This window comes from Acinetobacter sp. UBA6571 (assembly GCF_002434085.1).
Lineage (GTDB): Bacteria > Pseudomonadota > Gammaproteobacteria > Pseudomonadales > Moraxellaceae > Acinetobacter > Acinetobacter radioresistens.
Map to the genome: position 1 here is coordinate 104,948 of NZ_DJJJ01000031.1, position 21,454 is coordinate 126,401.

General features: G+C 38.3%; 16 protein-coding genes, 2 tRNA genes and 1 pseudogene. 14 read left to right on the forward strand and 5 right to left on the reverse strand.

Features of this window, described 5'->3' with window-relative positions; genetic code table 11:
* Positions 1 to 441: 441 nt before the first annotated feature.
* Positions 442 to 517: transfer RNA gene (locus B3X18_RS05505), tRNA-Gly, on the reverse strand.
* Between the two features lie 39 nt (positions 518 to 556).
* Positions 557 to 632, reverse strand: a tRNA-Gly gene (locus B3X18_RS05510).
* A gap of 271 nt (positions 633 to 903) precedes the next feature.
* On the opposite strand from B3X18_RS05510, the gene B3X18_RS05515 reads away from it, so the two are divergent.
* From B3X18_RS05515 to B3X18_RS05525, 3 genes are all read left to right on the forward strand, one after another.
* Positions 904 to 1,212 carry a BolA family protein gene (locus B3X18_RS05515; RefSeq protein WP_005017362.1) on the forward strand — a complete coding sequence of 103 codons (309 nt, stop codon included), beginning with the start codon at positions 904 to 906 and terminating at the stop codon, positions 1,210 to 1,212.
* 18 nt (positions 1,213 to 1,230) lie between these two features.
* Entirely contained in the window at positions 1,231 to 1,620 is a 390-nt protein-coding gene (locus B3X18_RS05520; protein ID WP_005017360.1) for a SirB2 family protein, read from the forward strand.
* A 201-nt stretch (positions 1,621 to 1,821) separates the two neighbouring features.
* The gene (locus tag B3X18_RS05525; RefSeq protein ID WP_005017358.1) at positions 1,822 to 2,214 is read left to right on the forward strand and encodes a hypothetical protein; all 393 of its coding nucleotides are present in this window, start codon (positions 1,822 to 1,824) and stop codon (positions 2,212 to 2,214) included.
* A gap of 396 nt (positions 2,215 to 2,610) precedes the next feature.
* Here B3X18_RS05525 and B3X18_RS05530 read toward each other — a convergent pair whose 3' ends face one another.
* On the reverse strand, positions 2,611 to 3,261 hold the full coding sequence (locus tag B3X18_RS05530) for a DedA family protein (RefSeq protein WP_005017356.1): 651 nt from the start codon (positions 3,259 to 3,261) through the stop codon (positions 2,611 to 2,613).
* Positions 3,262 to 3,570: 309 nt separating this feature from the next.
* Between B3X18_RS05530 and guaA the strand changes: the two genes are divergently transcribed.
* The 3 genes and pseudogenes from guaA to B3X18_RS05545 all read left to right on the forward strand — a co-directional run bounded on the left by guaA (position 3,571) and on the right by B3X18_RS05545 (position 7,027).
* The gene (guaA, locus tag B3X18_RS05535) at positions 3,571 to 5,139 is read left to right on the forward strand and encodes a glutamine-hydrolyzing GMP synthase (protein WP_005017353.1); all 1,569 of its coding nucleotides are present in this window, start codon (positions 3,571 to 3,573) and stop codon (positions 5,137 to 5,139) included.
* 253 nt (positions 5,140 to 5,392) lie between these two features.
* Positions 5,393 to 6,274: pseudogene (locus B3X18_RS05540) on the forward strand (pirin family protein); the annotation flags it as partial.
* 99 nt (positions 6,275 to 6,373) lie between these two features.
* Entirely contained in the window at positions 6,374 to 7,027 is a 654-nt protein-coding gene (locus B3X18_RS05545; protein WP_005405336.1) for a glutathione S-transferase, read from the forward strand.
* A 68-nt stretch (positions 7,028 to 7,095) separates the two neighbouring features.
* Here B3X18_RS05545 and B3X18_RS05550 read toward each other — a convergent pair whose 3' ends face one another.
* Positions 7,096 to 7,719: an SPOR domain-containing protein gene (locus B3X18_RS05550; RefSeq protein WP_005017344.1), complete on the reverse strand. Its 624-nt coding sequence runs from the start codon at positions 7,717 to 7,719 to the stop codon at positions 7,096 to 7,098.
* A 21-nt stretch (positions 7,720 to 7,740) separates the two neighbouring features.
* Positions 7,741 to 9,531, reverse strand: coding sequence for an arginine--tRNA ligase (gene argS, locus B3X18_RS05555; RefSeq protein WP_005405335.1), 1,791 nt, complete (start codon positions 9,529 to 9,531; stop codon positions 7,741 to 7,743).
* A gap of 192 nt (positions 9,532 to 9,723) precedes the next feature.
* Here argS and B3X18_RS05560 point away from each other — a divergent pair, with 192 nt between their 5' ends.
* From B3X18_RS05560 to B3X18_RS05595, 8 genes are all read left to right on the forward strand, one after another.
* Positions 9,724 to 10,011, forward strand: a complete 288-nt coding sequence (locus tag B3X18_RS05560; protein WP_005017339.1) for a DUF2798 domain-containing protein — start codon at positions 9,724 to 9,726, stop codon at positions 10,009 to 10,011.
* 39 nt (positions 10,012 to 10,050) lie between these two features.
* Positions 10,051 to 10,212 carry a hypothetical protein gene (locus B3X18_RS05565; protein WP_010700325.1) on the forward strand — a complete coding sequence of 54 codons (162 nt, stop codon included), beginning with the start codon at positions 10,051 to 10,053 and terminating at the stop codon, positions 10,210 to 10,212.
* 645 nt (positions 10,213 to 10,857) lie between these two features.
* Positions 10,858 to 12,552: an NAD-dependent malic enzyme gene (locus tag B3X18_RS05570; protein WP_005023691.1), complete on the forward strand. Its 1,695-nt coding sequence runs from the start codon at positions 10,858 to 10,860 to the stop codon at positions 12,550 to 12,552.
* 140 nt (positions 12,553 to 12,692) lie between these two features.
* Positions 12,693 to 16,010 carry a type VI secretion system Vgr family protein gene (locus tag B3X18_RS05575; protein WP_005023690.1) on the forward strand — a complete coding sequence of 1,106 codons (3,318 nt, stop codon included), beginning with the start codon at positions 12,693 to 12,695 and terminating at the stop codon, positions 16,008 to 16,010.
* Between the two features lie 10 nt (positions 16,011 to 16,020).
* Entirely contained in the window at positions 16,021 to 18,066 is a 2,046-nt protein-coding gene (locus tag B3X18_RS05580; protein ID WP_017401285.1) for a peptidoglycan DD-metalloendopeptidase family protein, read from the forward strand.
* 13 nt (positions 18,067 to 18,079) lie between these two features.
* The gene (locus B3X18_RS05585; protein ID WP_005023686.1) at positions 18,080 to 18,781 is read left to right on the forward strand and encodes a hypothetical protein; all 702 of its coding nucleotides are present in this window, start codon (positions 18,080 to 18,082) and stop codon (positions 18,779 to 18,781) included.
* A gap of 991 nt (positions 18,782 to 19,772) precedes the next feature.
* Positions 19,773 to 20,372 (forward strand): hypothetical protein, encoded by a 600-nt coding sequence (locus B3X18_RS05590; RefSeq protein WP_228155584.1) that lies wholly within the window; start codon positions 19,773 to 19,775, stop codon positions 20,370 to 20,372.
* A 137-nt stretch (positions 20,373 to 20,509) separates the two neighbouring features.
* A complete protein-coding gene (locus tag B3X18_RS05595; RefSeq protein ID WP_034671113.1) occupies positions 20,510 to 21,418 on the forward strand; it encodes a hypothetical protein in 909 nt (302 codons plus the stop codon).
* The last annotated feature ends 36 nt before the right edge of the window (positions 21,419 to 21,454 follow it).

Sequence of the window (21,454 nt, forward strand, 5' to 3'; positions counted from 1 at the left end):
AAAGTTATTCTAAGTATCAATCACTTACGCTTACAAAAAATAAAGAACATAAAAGTAAATTAAACTTGAATATATAACCTGTCTTTAGCAGTTAAATAAAAAAAGCATTATATAAAAATTAAAGATCTTACTTATCCATAATTCGGATAGGTTAACCTGCTGCAGCTATATTCTTATTATCCGGTAAGTCTTTATATATTTATTATAGGGCCAGTGAACATTACTCATTTTACCAGTAGCACGGCTTCCTTGGCTAAAATGTTCTTATGACTGGTATGATTCTATACCCACAAATATATGACTTTATTAACAATACGATTTTAAGGATAGCTTATTTTTAAACTTATAAATTTTGCTTTAGCTTTTTGATTTTAACTCAAAAACAATATATTCGATTAGCATTAAAAAAGCCCCAAGTTCAACTTGAGGCTTTTTAGAATCTGGAGCGGGAAACGAGACTCGAACTCGCGACCCCAACCTTGGCAAGGTTGTGCTCTACCAACTGAGCTATTCCCGCATATTGAGCAGTTTTTATAAAAACTTGAACTAAAAAATCTGGAGCGGGAAACGAGACTCGAACTCGCGACCCCAACCTTGGCAAGGTTGTGCTCTACCAACTGAGCTATTCCCGCGTGCCGCTTATAATACATTATGGAAGATACCGGTCAACATTTTTCTACAGAATATTGAACTGATTGCATAAAATAAAATCATTTTAAGCTATTTAAATTCAACTTTTATCATCTTTTAGCCTGCTTGCCTTGTCATTCAGCACAAGGTAGTTGGTTTTATATCGAGGTATAACTATAAAAAGATGTAAAACATAAAGATTTTACTAAGGTAAGCTGGCTGAGGAACACGTATACTTCAATTCCACTCCAATAATCACTCAGAGGACTAGTTATGAGCCTAGAACAGCAACTAATTGAAAGATTACAGACTTTGTCACCTACTCATCTTGAGGTAGTTAATGAATCTTCAAGTCATGGCGGTTATTTCCCGGGTAAAGAAACACACTTTAAAGTTATTATTGTCAGTGAGTCTTTTATTGGCCTACGATTGGTACAGCGTCATCAGAAAATTTATGCTCTGACGGCAGATTTGATGAGTCCTGGTAATATCCATGCCTTGGCTATTCATGCTTATTTACCGACTGAATGGCCGGGGATTGCACCTGCAAGTCCTGAATGCGCCCATGCACCTAAAGTTTAACAAGAGTATAAATTATACATGGATACTCATCTGTTCTTAAAAATTATACATATGAGCAGTGCCACACTAGCTCTAATTGTTTTTGTGCTGCGTGGCCTGACCCTATTTATCGGAACACAGGGCAACCAGCCAAACCCCATCGGACGTAAGATACTGGTCGCACTACAGCACTTATCCTTTAGCCTGATCATTTTAACAGGTATTATTTTATTAGTGATGAATCAGTTTATGGTACAGCCTTGGTTTTATGCCAAGATTATTCTGTTTATCGTTCTGTTTTCCTCGCTCATGAAGGCTTTTCGCAAGGACGATTCTATGTTATTAGTACAGCGTCGAGCCGGTTTGGCCATTGGTTTATTTGCTTTTATTGCCATTATTTTACTCGTGACCATTAAGCCAAACTTTTAGCACGTCATATACAGCTTGAGCAGCGGTGTGGTTAATTTATAGACCGGTTAAAGGAGCTCATTTCAGAGATTTTCTTTGTAATTAAATCAGCACGTATATATGCCATCCCATCTCATCACGAATTTCTTACTGAATATGATTTGACCTGGTTGGTAGACAGATTGTTTAATAAAGAGACAAGCTTTGAGTCCGGAATTCTCAATGAAAAGAATCTATTTATCTGTGGCTGCTGTATCGGCTTTGTTATTAAGTGCCTGTGCAACCCCTGTAAAACCCAGCTATGTTTCTCCCACTCAATATCAGGCATTAAACTGCCAGCAATTGCAGAGTGAATATAACCGTATTCAACAATATCTCGATCAGGGCGTAACACCTGCTACACGTACAGGTGTAGGTTTAGGTGTAGGAATTGGAGGTGGTTGGGGCAGCCGTGGCGGCTGGGGAATCGGGCCATCTGTTTCGGTAAATATGGGGGAGTCCTCAAATACAAAGCGGACTGAAACCGCACGTCTTTTGGGTGAACAAGAAGCTATTGCACAAGCTGCCCAGTTTAAAAACTGTCCGATCCGGCTGGTTAAACGTGCTACCACCTAAGCTAAAATATTTATATAACTCTGCTTTTTAGTATGGGTATTTGAGAAAAAGGTTATAACTGACTGTGCCTCTATGGCTGCTATAAATTATCGGCCATATATTAAATTTAGGGTCTCGCTATTTCGAAGCAGAAAGCGATAGATCCTCAATATTATGATCGGTCATAATTTAGATATTATTTATCCAGCTCAGGTTCTTGTTATAGAGTTGTCTATCTTCTAAAGATGTATGGCGGATATTGTACTATAGAACCGTTATAATTTTTTTTGAATACCTTGTTAATGTTAATTTTCTGAATTAAAGCAGATGTATTCTTGAAATTAATATAGCCGATCATTTTAAAAGATCGGCTATATTTATACGGTATAAATGATGATAAAAAAGTTGTAATAGCACTTAACTTTTTTCAGCCACTGTTCGTCTATTTATAATTTTTTGCCGGATAAAACCAATAATACCAGGCAGAATACTTAAAATAATAATACCGAAAATCAGATGGGTAAAATTATCTTTAACAATAGGCATGTTACCGAACAGATAACCTAATGCAATAAAAGATCCAACCCAGCAAAAGGCCCCAACAATATTATAACTTAGAAAATATTTATAGTTCATGCTACCGGCCCCTGCTACAAAGGGTGCAAAAGTCCGGGCAAAAGGAATAAAACGCGCAAATATTACAGTTTTACCGCCATGCCGCTCGAAGAAACGCTGGGTTTTAAACAGATGTTCTTTATTGATAAAACGCGAGTTGATTTCAAAGACTTTGGGGCCCACCAACCGACCAATATGATAATTAAGTGTATCGCCCAGTACAGCAGCAATAAATAACAAGATACCCAGCACCCATGGATCCATCATGCCGGTAGAAGCAGCAATTGCACCGGCTGCAAATAACAGGCTATCTCCGGGTAGGAAGGGCATGACGACCAGACCTGTTTCGACAAAAATAATCAGGAATAAAATTGCATAAATCCATATGCCATAATCGCGGACAAATTCGAGTAAATGCTGGTCAACGTGTAAGATAAAATCGAGGAGTTCCATGGGGAAAAAACAAGCATACGGGGTGACCAAATCCTAGCAGTGCCTATGCTGAAAGTCAGCAGCAAAATATAAAAAAATACATTTATATAGGGAGTTCAAAAATATCAATAAACTCTTGAGGAAAGAGAAGAGTCATTCAATATAAATCCTTGAAAAACAGATTAAGGACTATTTTCTGTTTTTTCCGCTATGAAAAAAGCCCATCATCAAAAAATTTTAAAAAATTGATATGTCTGAATAATGTGCTTAATACATCAAAAAATGCTAGAATAGCGCGCTTACTTCGATTGCCTTTCATAGTTGTTTGTCATGACTACCAATACCCAAATTACTGAAGACCGTATTCTGATTCTGGATTTCGGTTCTCAATATAGCCAGCTCATTGCACGCCGTGTTCGTGAAGCAGGCGTATATTCTGAAATGTATGCTTATGACATGTCTGAAGAAGACATTCGTGCTTTTAACCCGAACGGAATTATTCTATCTGGTGGTCCTGAAAGTGTCCACGTAGAAGGTAGTCCGCGTGCACCACAACTGGTTTTTGAGCTAGGGGTGCCGGTATTGGGAATCTGCTATGGTCTACAAACCATGTGCGAACAGCTGGGTGGCAAGGTAGAGCCTGGTGTGGTGCATGAATTCGGTTATGCCGAAGTAGATATTCTGATTCGCGATGGCCTGATCGGACAGCTGCAAGACCGTGAAAACCAGCTGCATGTCTGGATGAGCCATGGTGACAAAGTGAGTCAGCTACCAGCCGGTTTTAGCGTGACTGCCAGTACGCCAAGCTGTCCAATTGCTATGGTTTCTGATGAAGAACGCCGCTTCTATGGCATCCAGTTTCATCCAGAAGTAACACATACCTCTAAAGGTGCAGAGTTACTTTCCAATTTTGTACATCAGATCTGTGGCTGTCGTGGTCTATGGACTCCAGAACATATTATCGATTTGCGTGTAGAACAGTTACGTGAACAGATTGGTAATGAAAAAGTATTGCTGGGACTTTCAGGTGGCGTAGATTCATCTGTTGTAGCAGCATTGTTGCATAAAGCGATTGGAGACCAGCTAACTTGCGTATTTGTCGACAATGGCCTTTTACGTCTGAATGAAGGCGATCAGGTTATGCAAATGTTTGCGCAGAATATGGGAATCCGTGTAATCCGTGCTGCTGCTGAAGAGCGCTTCCTTGGCGCATTGGCAGGCGAAGTTGATCCAGAGAAAAAACGTAAAATTATCGGCCGCGAGTTTATTGAAGTTTTTGCTGAAGAAGCACGTAAGCTCGACGGTGTAAAATTCCTGGCACAAGGTACGATTTATCCAGATGTGATTGAATCTGCTGCCAGCAAACAGGGCAAGGCCCATGTGATTAAATCGCATCATAATGTAGGCGGTTTACCAGATGACCTGGCTTTTGAACTGGTTGAACCGTTACGTGACCTGTTTAAGGATGAAGTACGTAAACTGGGTACGACCTTAGGCTTGCCACATAGCATGATCTATCGTCATCCATTCCCGGGCCCGGGCCTTGGTGTGCGTATTCTGGGTGAAGTGAAAAAGGAATATGCTGATATTCTGCGTCTTGCTGATGATATTTTCATGCAGGAATTACGTGCCAGTGGCTGGTATGACAAGACTGCCCAAGCATTTGCTGTATTCCAGCCTGTCAAATCTGTGGGTGTAGTAGGGGATGGCCGTCGTTATGCATGGGTGATTGCACTGCGTGCTGTGGAGACAGTTGACTTTATGACAGCACGTTTCGCTCATTTGCCTTATGACCTGGTAGACCGTATATCTACCCGTATCATGAATGAAATTAAAGATGTATCACGTGTGGTATATGATGTGTCATCTAAACCACCTGCTACGATTGAATGGGAATAAACAGGCTATTTACAGGTTGAAGCATTTTATTAGGGTTTTCTATGAATCAGTTTTAAAATGCTCTAGTTAGCTGGCTTAAAATATCCCTTATTAAAAAGGACGCTTTTGCGTCCTTTTTTATGCAGAAAATTTACGTTATAACCGAATCAGATCAAGCAGATTTTATATAAAACATGATAAGAGTATAAAGATGAATAAATCAGGGACCAGAACTATAGAGCCGGCAGAGCATATACTGCCGCATGCAACTCAATTACAGGAAATACCTACCCGTACCGCTGAAATTGGACAGGGCACTGTAATTCAGCGGGCTCTGCCCAGCCGTTATAAACGTATGATTGGTGCATGGTGTTTCCTGGATCATGCGGGACCAGCCACATTTAAACCGGGGCAGGGCATGAAGGTGGGACCGCATCCTCATATCGGACTGCAAACTTTTACCTGGATGATTGAAGGAACGGTAATGCACCGGGACAGTATCGGCTCTGAACAGCTCATTGAGCCGGGACAAGTCAATCTGATGACAGCAGGATATGGAATTACCCATACCGAAGTTTCTCCTGAGTCAGAAACCAGGATGCATGCTGCTCAGCTCTGGATTGCCTTACCTGATGAGCAGCGCAACATGTTACCTAAATTTGAACATTATCCTCAGTTGCCAGTTGTCGAAAAGGATCAGCTACAATGTACTGTACTGGTCGGTGAATTTCTAGGACAGTCTTCTCCGGTACAGGTTTATAGTCCGTTGCTCGGTGTTGATTTAAAAGCTAGAGAAGATAGTCGGCAGGTTTTTACTTTAAATCCACAATTTGAATATGGTTTTCTTGTTCTGGAAGGCAATGCACAAGTGAACGGCCATGAATTACATAAACAAAATATGCTGGTATTGCCCCCTGGTCTGGAAGAGATTGAACTTGAATTAAATAAAGATGCCCGTCTTTTATTGATAGGCGGCGCACCATTTGAAACGCCAATAGTCCTGTGGTGGAATCTGGTTGCACGAACTTCTGAAGAAATAAGACAGGCGCGTGAGCAATGGGAGAAACATGATCACCGTTTTGGAAACGTTGAGGGTCATGCTGGACCGCGACTTGAAGCGCCTCCTGTTCCCGGACAAATGCGTCCTGCCAAATAAGTCCCCTAATGACTGGTAATAGTATATAAAATAATAGGCTAACTGCTGTTGTTTTGATAATTTAATTTTTATAAACACAATAAACTCAGGAATAAAACCATGCTAACTCTACACCATCTGGAACAATCCCGTTCGTTCCGTATTCTTTGGGCTCTAGAAGAGTTAGGTCTAGATTATCAGATTGAATTTTATCGCCGTCAGCCAGATTATACCGGCCCAGATAGTTTAAAGGCCATTCATCCATTGGGTAAAGCCCCTATCTTAACAGATGACGGTCATGTACTGGCTGAGTCTGGTGCAATCCTGGAATACCTGCAAAGCCAGTATGATCAAGAATCACATTTTAAGCCAACCGATCCTGCTGCTCTGCGTGATTATATTTACTGGATGCATTATGCCGAAGGTTCACTGATGCCTTTACTGGTGTTTCAACTGGTGATTTCAAAAGTAGGAGAGCGGGTCCCTTTTCTGATTCGTCCGCTTGCCAATAAGATTACGGATGGTATCCGGGCCGGATTTGTTCAGCCACGCTTGAAAGATCATATTGCTTTTCTAGAGCAGTATCTGGGCCAGCATGAGTATGTCGCGGGCCAATTCAGTTTTGCCGATATCCAGATGAGTTTTCCGCTTGAAGCGATGGCAACACGTCTACAAGGACATTATCCCAATATACAGAAATATTTAGCCCGAATTCATGTGCGTCCCGCTTATCAGCAGGCTAAGGCACGGGACCCGGAACAGGCTCAAGTATAACGGTATTTATTATTTATCAGGTATAAATAAAAAAGGATGCGGCCGCATCCTTTTCTATTTTTTCAGGTCTAACGTTTTACCACAATTGAATCAATACCACTATGTTGTAAAGTCTGCTGTGCAATGACAGCAGCTTCCTGTGAGTCATACGGCCCAGAAATGACCCGATACCAGGTTTGGCCATTTTCAGTGGTTTTGATGACATCAGCAGAAAGACCATTCAGGATAATTTCAGCACGGCGTGCATCAGCACTGTCAGGATCTGGAAAACTGCGTACCTGTAAAATAAACGATGGCTGACGTGGTACAGGCGCTTCAGTCACATCTAGGCTACCATCTGCTGGTACTGCATCTGCCGGCGTGGCAGGTTGTACTGGTTCAGGTGCTTCTACGATTACTACAGGTGCAGTATCTTTAGTGGTCTCAGGAATAGCCTGTTCAGGGATTGGTGTAACCTGCTGTTGTGGCAGCAAGTCATAGAAACGGTAATCCTTGTTGGTTTCTTCCTGGTAGTGCTCGGAGGTAATCTGGTTTTTCGGTTTAACCGGTTCCCACGGTTTCCAGAGCATCAATATAACTGCCAGGCAGAGTACAGCCAGTATAGCGACCAGCGTCCCCAACCATTTCGGAATCAGGGGCTGCTTTGGCTTGGTTGACCGTTCAGATACACCGCGTTGCGTTTTTCCAAACACGTGGAAACCTCTCTTGTTATTTTACATGGTAGTCGGTGCAGACACACCGAGCAGTTCCAGGCCATTACGAAGTACTTGCTGAACATTTACAGAAAGTAGTAGACGGGCCTGAGTCAGTTCAGCATCATTACCAAGTACTTTGTGTTCATTATACCAACCGTGGAAAAGCGCTGCCAATTCCTTCAGGTAGTTACCGACCTGATGCGGCTCATAAACATTGGCTGCACGAATCACAATATCCGGGTAAGCCGCCAGCTTGGCCAGCAGTTCAGTTTCTGCATCAAGTTCCAGGCGCGGTGCATGGCTACGTGCTGTAGAGACATTCAAAACAATACCATTACTCGCGGCTTTTTCTAGCATACGGCAGATACGTGCATGCGCATACTGGATATAATATACGGCATTATCTTTACTTTGCGAGACTGCGAGGTCAAGGTCAAAGTCAATATGCTGTTCAGATTTACGCATTACATAATAAAAACGCGCTGCGTCATTGCCAACTTCTTTACGCAGGTCACGCAAGGTTACAAACTGTCCGGAACGCGAAGACATCTGAACCATTTCACCACTACGCCATAAACTCACAAACTGTACCAGTAAAACAGTCAGTTTCTTTGAGTCATAACCCATTGCCTCAATTGCAGCTTTTACCCGCGAGATATAGCCATGGTGATCTGAACCCCAGATATCAATCAGGTCAGTATAACCGCGTTGCAGTTTATTCAGATGATAGGCAATATCCGAGGCAAAATAAGTGGTCTGGCCATTACGGCGTTTTACCACACGGTCTTTTTCATCACCAAATTCGGTTGATTTAAACCAGATATTGCCATCTTTTTCATATAAAAAGCCGCGTTGATCCAAGGTTTGTAGGGCTTCATCAATTTTTTCAGTGAGCGAAGCTTCACTAAACCATTCATTAAACGTTACACCGAACTCGCCCAGATCATCTTTAATATCATCTAGAATGGCTTTAAGCGCTGCCTGGTGAAACACTCGATAACCTTCACCCAGTAAGTGCTGGGCATTAAAAATCAGGCCATCAATATGCTTTTCTTTATCACCAGAGAGAACGACTTTATTACCTTCACTGTCTGGCTCAGCAGCATATTGAACATCTTCCGGAACATCTTTATAGACATCAGCGACTGGGTGTACATAAGCTTCACCTTTCAGGTCGATAATGCCCTGTGCGATTTCCTTGACATAGTCACCTTGGTAGGCATTTTTAGGAAAAACTAAATCTTGTCCTAATAGTTCAAGATAACGCAGGTAAGTAGAGGTCGCCAGAATATCCATTTGACGGCCAGCATCATTGACATAATATTCGCGATCAACCTTTGCACCTGTCGCCTCAAGCAAAGTAGCGACGGTCATGCCGTAAGCAGCACCACGGCCATGACCTACATGCAGGCTAGATGTCGGATTGGCAGAGACAAACTCAACCTGAATTTTTTTCGCAGCATTAACCTGCGTGCGACCATATTGGTCTTTTTGAGCCTGAATCTGGTCGAGTACCGCAAAACGCTGGTCAGCATTTAAAAAGAAATTGATAAAGCCCGGACCAGCAATTTCAGCTTTGCTAATGTCAGCCACTTCAGGCAGGTTCGCCAGAATTTTTTCAGCCAGATCACGCGGCTTCATACCAGCAGCTTTTGCCCCGATCATGGCAATATTAGATGCGAAATCGCCATGACTGCGGTCTTTGGTTCGGGTCAGGCTACTGCTGTTGGTCCACTCAGTGGGGAATACCCCTTGGTTCTGAAGGGATTGTACTGCATGATCAAGAGCTGCTTGTATTGCCGTATTCATAATCAGTCGAAAAATAAGTATCGCGGAAAGAGAGCAAATATAACAAATTTCCAGCAGCTTGGGGGAGTGCATTTACAGGGATTAAAAGCGCTTTGGCCGTTTCATTACAGGAAATGCTATAATGCTGCTTATTTTCCTCAAGAAATCTGGAAAATATTTTATAAATTCATATTAAAAACCTAGAGTTATGCCATGAACCAAACGCGTGCGACCATTATCGGCAGTATCCCGAAGCTACCGGCAGCATGCGCTGCCTGGATAATACCTCTTATTTTATCCTGCCTGATGAGTGGAATAATTTCCATGATCAATCTTTTACGCAGTTTAGGTTGGGTCGAAAATTTCTTTCATCTCTGGTTTAGTGCCTGGATGTTATCTTGGCTGGCTGCATTTCCAGCGGTACTGATCCTATTGCCACTGGTACGCCGTATAGCCGGCCTGTTAGTTGATATGACCCCGCCATCTCCACCTCAGCGTTAATTAATTCCGTGCGGTCAGTGGTTTTTCTAGCAGTTCAGCGTGGTTAAGATGAAAGGTATAAAAGTTGCGGGAATAGTAGACTTTATTAATTTTTATTATTTTGGACTTTTGTTTGAACATATTCCGCTTCTGGAAGATGATAAAGCGCAAAGGGATTGGCAGTTTTTATTGTCGGGTAAGAGAAGAGCCGGATCTGTCTAGTCTCTAGTTTATTAGTCTAGACTTATTCACTGCTGCTCATACAAATAGAAAACCAGCTTTTGATAAGCTATCTGACCATTGAACTCAAAAGATAAAATATAATTTTGCTCAGGTTTGTTTTGATGAATTTAAACTTTCTCTTTTTTATATAAACCTGCTGGATTCTTCAGAATGTGTCACTGAGCTGCCCCAATGGATTGAGAGTAATTTTATGAATATCTCTTATGCCTTTGGGGCAAAATTTAATAATTCTTTTATGATCAAAACAGAGCTTAAATCTTCCCTTATTTTTGAAATGGCTCAATAGTTGCCATCTGCAGCCAGAAAAACACTAATCATCAATAAAATCAAAAAGTAGAGCTTTATTATTAGTCACTATTATTTTCAGAGAGTTAAATAGCACAGAAGTATAACAAAATAAAGTTTCATCAGAATCCTGTTCAGGACAATATAAAACCAGATCCAGTCTTCGACAACTTTCTTATTCTCTATGTAAATACTCTCAATATCAGTATCACTGTTCGAAATACCCATTTTATATAAAAAACGCTTAAGCTAAGGGTTAAATCAAGTGAATGAAAGTTGAAGACTGGACAGATCCTTACATTTTAGTCAATCTGGACCAAGTCTATAGGTATGAGATAAATGACCACAGAGCAAAGCAAGCATCCATTATATATTCCTTATGCTGGCTACACCCTATTAGAACTCCCGCTATTAAACAAAGGTTCTGCCTTTACCGAAGAAGAACGCAGTACATTTAATCTGCACGGTTTAATTCCGCATATTATTGAAAGTATCGAAGAGCAGAGCCAGCGCTCCTATCAACAGTACTCTTCTTTTAATGATGCAATCAATAAGCATATTTATTTACGAAATATCCAAGACACTAATGAAACCTTGTTTTACCACCTGATCGAGAATCATCTAAGTGAGATGATGCCGATAATTTATACACCGACAGTGGGTGAGGCCTGTCAGCGTTTTTCTGACATATATCGTCGACACCGAGGAATTTTTATTTCTTATCCGGACCGTGAACATATTGATGACATCTTGCAGAATGTCAGCAAAAAGAATGTAAAAGTTATCGTTATTACAGATGGCGAACGTATTCTGGGCTTAGGAGATCAGGGTATTGGCGGAATGGGGATTCCTATTGGCAAGCTCTCTTTATATACCGCATGTGGCGGAATCAGCCCGGCTTATACCTTGCCTATTACCATTGATGTGGGAACCAATAACCAGCAACTCTTAAATGACCCGATTTATATGGGATGGCGACAGCCACGTATTACTGGTGATGAGTATTATGCTTTTATTGATCAGGTGATTAATGCCATTAAACGCCGCTGGCCAAAAGCCTTAATTCAGTTTGAAGATTTTGCCCAGAATAATGCAATGCCAATATTGCAGACTTATCGCAACAAAATCTGCTGTTTTAATGACGATATTCAAGGAACTGCAGCAGTATCGGTAGGAAGCCTGATAGCAGCCAGCCGTGCTGCTGGCAAGCAGCTTAAAGATCAGGTTGTGGCATTCCTGGGTGCAGGCTCAGCCGGTTGCGGTATTGCTGAGCAGATTGTGGCACAAATGGTTGCGGAAGGTTTAACTGATATCGAAGCACGAGCACGTGTTTATATGGTCGACCGTTTTGGCCTGATTACTGAAAACCAGCCAAACCTGCGGGATTTCCAGCGTAAACTGGCGCAGCGTGCAGATGTCATTGCCGACTGGGCTGATATGGGTGAAGTTATCTCTCTACTGGATGTAGTCAGAAATGCTCAGCCAAGTGTATTGATTGGAGTATCTGGGCAGCCCGGACTATTTACTGAAGAAATTATTAAAACTATGCATGCGCATTGTGAACGTCCAATTGTAATGCCACTTTCTAATCCGACTTCTCAGGTTGAGGCTGTACCCGCCGATATTATCCAGTGGACGGAGGGGAAAGCTTTAATTGCAACCGGTAGCCCGTTTGCACCGGTCAATTATCATGGCAAAATTTATGAGATTTCCCAGTGTAATAACTCATATATTTTTCCAGGTATTGGTTTAGGTGTAATTGCCTGTGGCGCCACCCGGATTACAGATAGCATGCTTATGGCTTCGAGTAATGCCTTGGCAGATTGTTCACCTATGTTAATTGATCCAGAGGCAGACTTATTGCCGAGTATTGATGAGATTCAAAAGGTCTCTAAAATCATTGCTTTTAAAGTTGCGAAAGCAGCTATGGAAGCTGAAGTTGCTCCTCTCATTAATGATGAGCTCTTACAGAAGTGTATTGAAGAGAACTTCTGGAAACCAGAATATCGTCGCTATAAACGAATTCCTTTTTAACTTTAAGTAAATTCAAGGAGCTTTGGCTCCTTTTTTATTATTCAATAAAAAAGACTTTAACCCCAAAGCTGGACGATTACAACGATCTTGCATTAAAATGCGCCCAATTTATAACATCAATAATTAAAAAGAAGGCAACCATGCTGAAGAATATTTATTCTCTTTTTGAGCAGATGGGGCTAGGCGCATTAAAACGGGCCCTGCATGTCCAGTTTTCTCTTCCTGAACTTAACCAGCAGGTTTTTCTGCAACGTATTGATGGGCAGCATCGTATCAATCATGGTTTAAAGATAGAATTAATTTGCCTCTCAACCAATGCACATCTTCCGTTAAAGCAATTTATTGGTTGTCAGGTAGCAGTTGACCAAGTGACTGATACCGGGCAACTCAGCCGCAATTCGGGCATCATTACCCAAGCCAGTCAAGGTCAAAGTGATGGAGCGCTCAGCGTTTATAAACTTGTCTTGGAAGATGGCACTGTTCTCTGGCATAAACGTCGCAACAGTCGGGTGTTTATGAATAAGAGTGTGCCTGAAATCAGTGAAATTCTATTCAAGGAATGGCAAGCCAAAAGTCCATTATTTACAGCTAGTTTGAGTCTGGATTTAAGTGGTCTGTCCCAAAACTATGACGTACGCCCTTTTGTAATGCAGGCCAACGAGACTGATTATGAGTTTATAACCCGTTTGTGGCGTAGCGAGGGCATTAACTGGCTGGTCGATGAGCAAAGCTATCTGGTTGCACACCCGTTACAGGAAATTCAGCCACAGAAATTACGTTTGATTGATGACAACGTGCATTATACAGCGCTTAAACGTGGCCTGATAAATTTTCATCGTAGTCATGCGACTGAGCGTTTTGACAGTATCACCAATCTGACGGCCTACCGTAATCTTCAGTCAACGGCTACCCATGTACAACGCTGGCAGGCAGATAGTTTAAGTCAGGATGAAGGGAACGGTTCGGTACTAAGTACACATCAGCACAGCGAACAATATACCAATGAAAGTCTGAGTCTTGAACAGGCCTGGTCAACCAGTCCAGCATGGATTGGTGACCTGAATGGTGCAGACCAGTCAACCGTTTCAGGTTCAGCACAGGTAGAGAAGCTGAATTCTATCTTTAACCAGTACCAAGATAGTCAGGCTAAATATTTTAAGGCAAGCAGTAGTGTACGGGATGCACAGATCGGTTACTGGTTTGAGTTAAATGGGCATCCTGAAATTGACCAGCATACTGGAGCTGACAAACAGTTCCTGATTTATGAAAAAACCTTTTATAACCAGAACAATTTACCTAAAGATATACAAAGCCAGATTGACCTCTTGATCAGTATTAAAGACTGGTTATCTTCAAACGATGAGCGACAGGCCAATGAACTGGTCCTGATACGCCGTCAGGTAAAAGTTGTTCCTGAATACCAGCCGCTGGTCCATCGTCCACCTGCCTATCCACAACGTGCTCGTGTCGTCGGGCCAGAAGGCGAAAGTATTCATGTAGACCAGTGGGGCCGTATTAAAGTCCGGTTTCTGTTTACTAGGGTAGATGACCATAGCCATGATGGAGGAGCCGGCAGTAATAATAATGATACTGACTCAGCCTGGGTAGATGTACTCACACCATGGGCGGGAGAGGGATATGGGGCCCGCTTTTTACCTCGCATTGGTGAATTGGTGGTGATCGATTTTTTTGACGGCAATGTAGATCGCCCATTTATTATAGGGCGTATTCATGAGGCAGAGCGTTATCCGACCCGTTTCGATATTAAGGGGCAACTACCTGATACCAAAAAACTTAGTGGTATTCGTAGTCAGGAAGTTAATGGTAGTGGTTTTAACCAACTACGATTTGACGATACCACGGGTCAGATTAGTACCCAGCTACAAAGTAGCCATGCAGCGACACAACTGAATTTGGGAAATCTTAGTCATCCTAAAGACAAAGCGGTTAGCAATAGCCGAGGTGAAGGTTTTGAACTTAGAACCGATGCTTGGGGAGCATTACGTGCTGGTAAAGGAATGCTAATCAGTACCTATCCACAGGAACAAGCCATAGCTGACCATCTGGAAGCTACACAAGCCCAGTCTTTACTGTCGGAAGGCTATGAAAGCATGAAGATGCTAAGCGAAATTGCTACCAAACAGCAGACTGATGCATTAAATGTGATTAACCGCTTACCAAAACTTATCCAGTCGCTTGAACTAAAAACTACAGGGCAGGCGTTAAACAGTACACTCAACTTATTTAAAGAAAGCATGAACAATGATCCAATCCATGCACTAAAAGATTGTGGCGGGTTTATTGAAGAAATAGGTTCTTTAGGCGGTGATGTAAAAGGGGTTATAGATGAATTCAATACATTTTTTACTGATGCTAAAGATGCAGTGGAGAACTTAAAAGAGTTTATTGAAAATGTTGAGGAGCATGGTGCTGATATTGTAAAAGGCAAGCTTGCCAGTATTAAAGACCAGATTCAGCAGAACCCATTTGAAAGTATTAAAGAAGTGGGAAAAGTCTTGGCAAATGTAGATATGAAAGACTTTGACCTAATGAGCGTATGTGGAACCTTTAGTAAAGGTAGCAAGCTGCAAATCACTCCTTCTAAAGCATTGAGTTCGTTACAAGGCTTTATGGAAGGCTATACCCAAGGTTTAGAAAGTAGTCCCGACACTAAACAGCAAGAGCAGGGCAAAATTTTTAGACAGGCATTGATGTTATTAGCTTCACCAAATGGTATTGCTTTAACGACACCTGAAAATATTGTTTTGCAGGCCTCTCAGGATATTGCCGAGAGTGCCAGTGGTTCAATTAACCTGAGTGCGCAGAAGAATATTATTGGACATGCACAGGACAAAATCAGCCTGTTTGCTGCACAAAATGGGCTCCGCGCTTATGCAGCAAAAGGGAAGCTCGAGCTACAAGCACAAGACGATGCGATTGAGGCGATTGCCAAGAAGGTCATTAAACTGATTTCTACTGAGGAAAAGATTGAAATCACCAGTCCTAAAGAGATTGTCCTGACAGCAGGTGGCTCTCAGCTGAAGATCAATGCCAACGGTGTGTTTTCAACCACAGGCGGTAAGTTTGAGAGTAAGGCTGGGCAGCATTTATTTACTGGTGGAGCTAAAGTTTCATATGAGGTACCTGAATTACCAAAAATAGGGCTATATGCTGTTGATTTCTTATTTTCAAGTTTAGCAGGTACGGGGATAGGAAATGCAAAAATACAGATGTATGAACCAGATAAGAAAGAAATTATTTGGGAAGGGGTAACGGATTCAATAGGGAAAAGCAACTTATCAGTGCAAGAAGAATCAAAACGATACGAAGCATTGATTGGTTTTGATGAATGGTCAAGTATCTTTGACGATGAGGATAAATACGAAGAAGAAAATGACGATGAATTTGAAATTGGTGAACATGGTTTACAAGCTGAAAAAAAAGATTTAGAACAATAGGTAATTCTATATGTCAAAAGTTTATATAGTTAAATCTGGTGATACTCTTTGGGGAATCTCAAAAAAACATCATATTACAGTAAAAGAGCTTGCGAGAATTAACTCATTATCAGGCAGAATGATTCATAGCTTAAAAGTAGGACAAAAAATTCATTTAAAAGAAGACTCTGGTATTAGCCATAAATTTGAAACCCAATTAAAAATAGTCTTAATGGATCTTTCTTTTAAACCAATATTAAAGGCTACAATTCAACTAGAATTTGATGGAAAAAGGGTAGTAAAAAATACGATTAATGGTATTTTTGATGATATAGGAATAGAAGACCATTCTAAAGGGCTAAAAGTATTCTTCAAAAATATAAATGGCAGCTTTGATTTAATTGCTGACCATAAAATGCTTCCTTTGGGGCGAAAAGTCTTAAAATTAACTTCAAGAAAAATTAAAGTTGAAGGATCACATTATGTAAAAGAAGGCTTACTTAACGAGACTATATCTGAAATTAAAAATAATTTAAAAAGGGTGGGAAAGCCTATAGTCGATGGAGTCTCTTCAACGTTTGAAAGTCTATCGAGTACAAAAAATCCTCATCAGCTCCAAAGAGTACCATCTAAAGAAAGAAATCAATTACCTGAAGAAAGACAGGAGCAGAAACGAACTGATGCTGGTAATAGTACACACATAATTGCTACACAATTTACAGAAGATAATTTTTTACTAAAGCCAGTTAATAATAAATATAGAGCTTATATTGTGAGCGCTGCTAAGCGACATGGTTTTACCGCACATTCATTAGCAGCTGTTATTGATGCTGAAGCGGCAAAAATAAAAAGAACAGGGGAGTGGAATATTAATAGTAAAGCGAATTCTAGTTCTGCTGCAGGGTTAACTCAATTCTTAGATGGCACATGGCTCGCTATGTGCAATGATAGCAGTTCGTTAGTTGGGCAATATGTAAAAAATAATCCAAAATTAACTAAAGAGCAAAAATTAAATTTGAGGTTTAATGCAGAAATGGCAATTGATGCTGCTGCTGCGTATGCTGTTAGTAATTTTAAATCTTCTGGTCTTCCTTATCAGAATTTAACTGAGCCAAGTTCAATGGCAAAATTTGCTTACTTATTACACCATGAGGGAGCTTCAGGAGGAAAAAATTTCGTCTTAAATACTCTAAGCCCCGAGCGGGCTAAGAAACTATTGTTTATTCAATTTGGTAAAAATGGTGCTAAACAGGCTGAAGAATTCTTAAAAAGGTATAAAGGAGATGCAAAAGCGGCTTATGGAGCGTGGCTAAGAAATTATATTGACGGGCATATTGACATTTATAATTATGTTGTTGATATGAGTAAGACCTCTAAAATAAACTTAAGCATGGAAGAAACTATTAAGCTATTAAATGGACAGTCAATACCAGCACCTATTCCTAAAGATCAAAAAGTAACTTCAAAAACTACTAATACTCAACAATCAGTACCAGAGAGTGAAAGCAATAAATCTCAAGTTAAAAACGATGGAAAGACTGTTGGCGGGGATGAGGGATGGCATGATCCTTTACTAAAATGTAAATTAAGAATAGCAGGATTAGCAAATGCTAAAGGAGCTACCTTTGGTAAAGTGAGAAATAATGGAACCAAGAATCATCAGGGTGTTGATTTACAGGCTAATCCCGGCACACAAATATACGCTGTATGTGGTGGAGTAATTGTTGTTGCTCAAGATTCTGGTGGTGCATATGGTAAAGTTATTGTCTTAAAAGTTGACCTCAATGATCTAGCTGAAAAACAAAAAAAATATGCTCAAAGCAAGCTTGCAAAAAAACAATATATCTACTTCTTTTACGCACATTTGTCAGATATTAATGTGAATTTAGAAGATCCTGTAGTAGAGACTGGAGATATAATAGGGAAGACTGGTGCAACAGGCAATGCAAAGGGAATGACAACAATTCCTAATGGCGCTCACCTTCATTTTGAAGCTAGGAGTGCTCCTGTATTAGGAATTGGATTGGATGGGAGGATTGATCCTATACCGTTTATAAATGCAAATTTACCATTTTGATTTTGAGGTTATTATGAAATCTATAAAATTACTAGCAATGATAATTGCTTATGGTGTTTCTTTTAATATTTGCAATGCCAAAGAAAACTCCCTTTGGGACGACTATTTACAAGATGCCACTCAAGTTAACTCACCTGTAGAGTATATAGGAACATATAATAAATATTCTGCCATTAATCCTACTTTGAAGATTATGTTGAGAGATTTTGGTGATATTAATAAGACAAAAAAAAATATTAACTATACGTTAAAAAAATATGGTATCCAAATATTAAATGGTAAAAATATATATAATATTTTAAGGACAGCAGTGCCTTTGGAGTCTAATGTTGACTTATCTTTACTGTATCATGATAAAGCTATTTTAGCTTTTAGAATTAGAGAGTTAAGTACTATTAACTATGTTAGAGTTCCTTTTAAAAGAAATAAAGTCTCTGCTTTTTTATATAATATAAAAGATAATAATTTTACCGAAATACCAGTAATACTCTCTGACAGTGAAGATGGTAATGAGAAAACAGATCTACTCATGGGTGATCAGGTAACATATGATGCTAAGAAAAGACAATATACCTATTTTGCAAATGTTAAAAATTATAAAGATGGAAAAACTTCCCCATTTAAGATTACTCTAAATGTTAATCTAAAATGTATTTCGTCAACTATAGGTTGCGAAACTACAGGTATTTTAGCAGCTGAAAAGCAAATTAAATAATTTAACCTTTAGAGATTATTTAACAGCTAGGCTCTGTATTCATAAATTGCAATAAAGTTAGTAATAATGAAAATTTATCTACTAACTTAATTATACTTGTATAAATTTTAGGATGCTCAAGTAATACAGCTATAGCAAAATATATTTACAAAATAAAAAAAATATTAGGGTGATTAAACAACCTATATTCTCAGATTTTTATTGAGCACGTAGAAAAATCTGAAAAAAATACAGAAAAACAAGTAATATACAAGACTATTCTTATCAAAAATGAAAATTTTAGAAGAATTTCCTGTTCAGGGTGGATAATAGCAAGGTGAAATATCCTAATTTAGAAAATTCTAGATTTATATCGAAGAATAATAATGTGGTATATTCTATAGCTAAGAAATATATATATAAATTAAGAGGTTAAATCAGAATTTTACCTGATAACCTTAAGTAAAAAATAGAAATAGAAAAATAGGTGGTTATTACTCAATTGATAGCATAGAGTCTATAAGGATAAGAAAGGAAAATTATTAAGGAAAAATTTAAAATAAGATTAACTTAAAATTAGATTAGTATACCTTATCAAAATTAGGGTGTATATTTTTAATAGAATAAAAATCTATAAATGATTAATATGAGTCAATAGAAAATTTTAAATAAAATTTTCTATTGGTTTGATAGTACTAATTTGTGAATTATCTAAAGAGAATGCTCAAGATTATTATATAATTTATTCTCAAGCTGAGATACCAAAGGTTATCCTAATTAGTGGCTAAATTTTTAAATAAAAATCTGAATAAGTTCGAATATAATATTTGTATTTGATTTTTAAAGGAATTTAATATGATTTTTTTCAAAAAAGATATATATTTTATATTTAGTAAGTCTAAGTGGTTTAACATCTTTATGTATAAATGCTTCAGAAAACAAGTGTCAATCTGATAATATAAATCAAAATCTAAACTGTATTTTAAAAAATAATGAATTTCTAAAAAATGAATTGATTAATAAAGGGAATAATAGAGAAAAAGATGTAAAAAAATGGGAGAAAGAAGTTTCTAATAAGTGTGAAGGTCACTTAAATTATGGTTTAGGTGAAGGTCCTGCTGTAGCTCGTGAATCTTGTTATAATCAAGAATATAAAAGCAGATTAGGTAATTTAAGTCACTCAAAGAAAAATATTGAAAGACCGAAAAATTTGAAAAATAATGATGGTTTTTATATAACACCACTTCCTTATAATTCTAATAATCATATTAACTGTATTTTATTAGAAGAAAAAAATAGTTGTAGTCAAATAAATTTAATTAATAGTACTAATCTTATTAAGGTTTATAATTTTATTAATCCAAGTTATGGTGATTCAGTTATTTTTCCAGAAACAAATAATGGTGTGTTATTAATTGCTTCGCCTTCTATAAGTGAAAATGAAAGCCCAGAAATAAATCTTATGACGGTTAATAAGTTTGGCTTAGTTAAGAGTATTACATTGGATGTTTCTAAAAATATTTTAATTAACCAAAACTATGAAGTTTTTTATAAAGAATCTGGCCAAAATCACAAGCTGAGATTAAATGAAGAGGGTAGATTTGTTAAGTAATTTATTTTATATATAGATAATATTTTAAAAGCTTGAATCTGAAAAGTTGCTGGAATGTTATTTTATAATATCAAAAGAATTTGGGTTTGAAGGTTTAGTTTTAAAAAAAACCTCATGTATAAAGGATCTATTTAAAAATGAAAAATACATCTGTAAGCTTAACTGTGCTTATAATTTTATCAATTTTAGGATGTTCAAGTAATACGTCTGTAGCAAAAGATATAAATAAAATCGATGTCAAAAGCTGTTCAATTGATTTTGATGAAGTAGATTTTTGTACCAAAGAAAGATTAAAAGATTATAATAATATTTTAAAAAATAAAGTATCAAATTTTGATAAAAATAAGTTTTTAATGAGTTTTAAAGAAAAAAACTATTTATATTTTGCTGTTATCGATTTAGAAAGTCTTAAGGTTTTTACATTTCCAGCTTCATTGAGTGTGATGTCAAATATTAAGCCTGTAGAATTTTCATCAAATAATAATTTATTTTGTTTAAATGGTAACTTTAACCAATATCAGAATTCTTATAGGGCAGTAAAAACGTGCTATGTATATAATAATGGGGATTTTAATTTTAAATCAAGAGATGAGTTGGGAAAAGAAACAAAAAAATATGATAACTTTAGTTCCAATAATGAGATAAAGAAACTTAACTTACCAATTTCTTCCGATTTTTACTCTAAGTGTACTGAGAAAAATCCAGTGAAAAAATGTGAACAAATTGAAAAATATAATAATAGACCTTATACGTTATCTGAATTACAAAAAATATCTCCTGATTTGGTGGTTTTATTAAACGACTCAAAAGTAAAATCATTAAATGCAGATACATTTAGGTTCCTTCCTAAAATTAAAGATAGTTTTTATTCTATTGCCGAAAAGTATATTGATACAGATGAAGAATCTAGTTCTGAATTTTATCTGATAAAAATAAAACCTGAGCTGGTGGTAGTGAAAATAGGTGATTATTACTCAATTGATAGCTCTGGAGTGATTAGTTATAAAAATGAGAATGAAAAGCTATTAAAGAAAAATTTAAAATAAGAATAGTGTAATATACCCTATCCAAGTTGGGATATA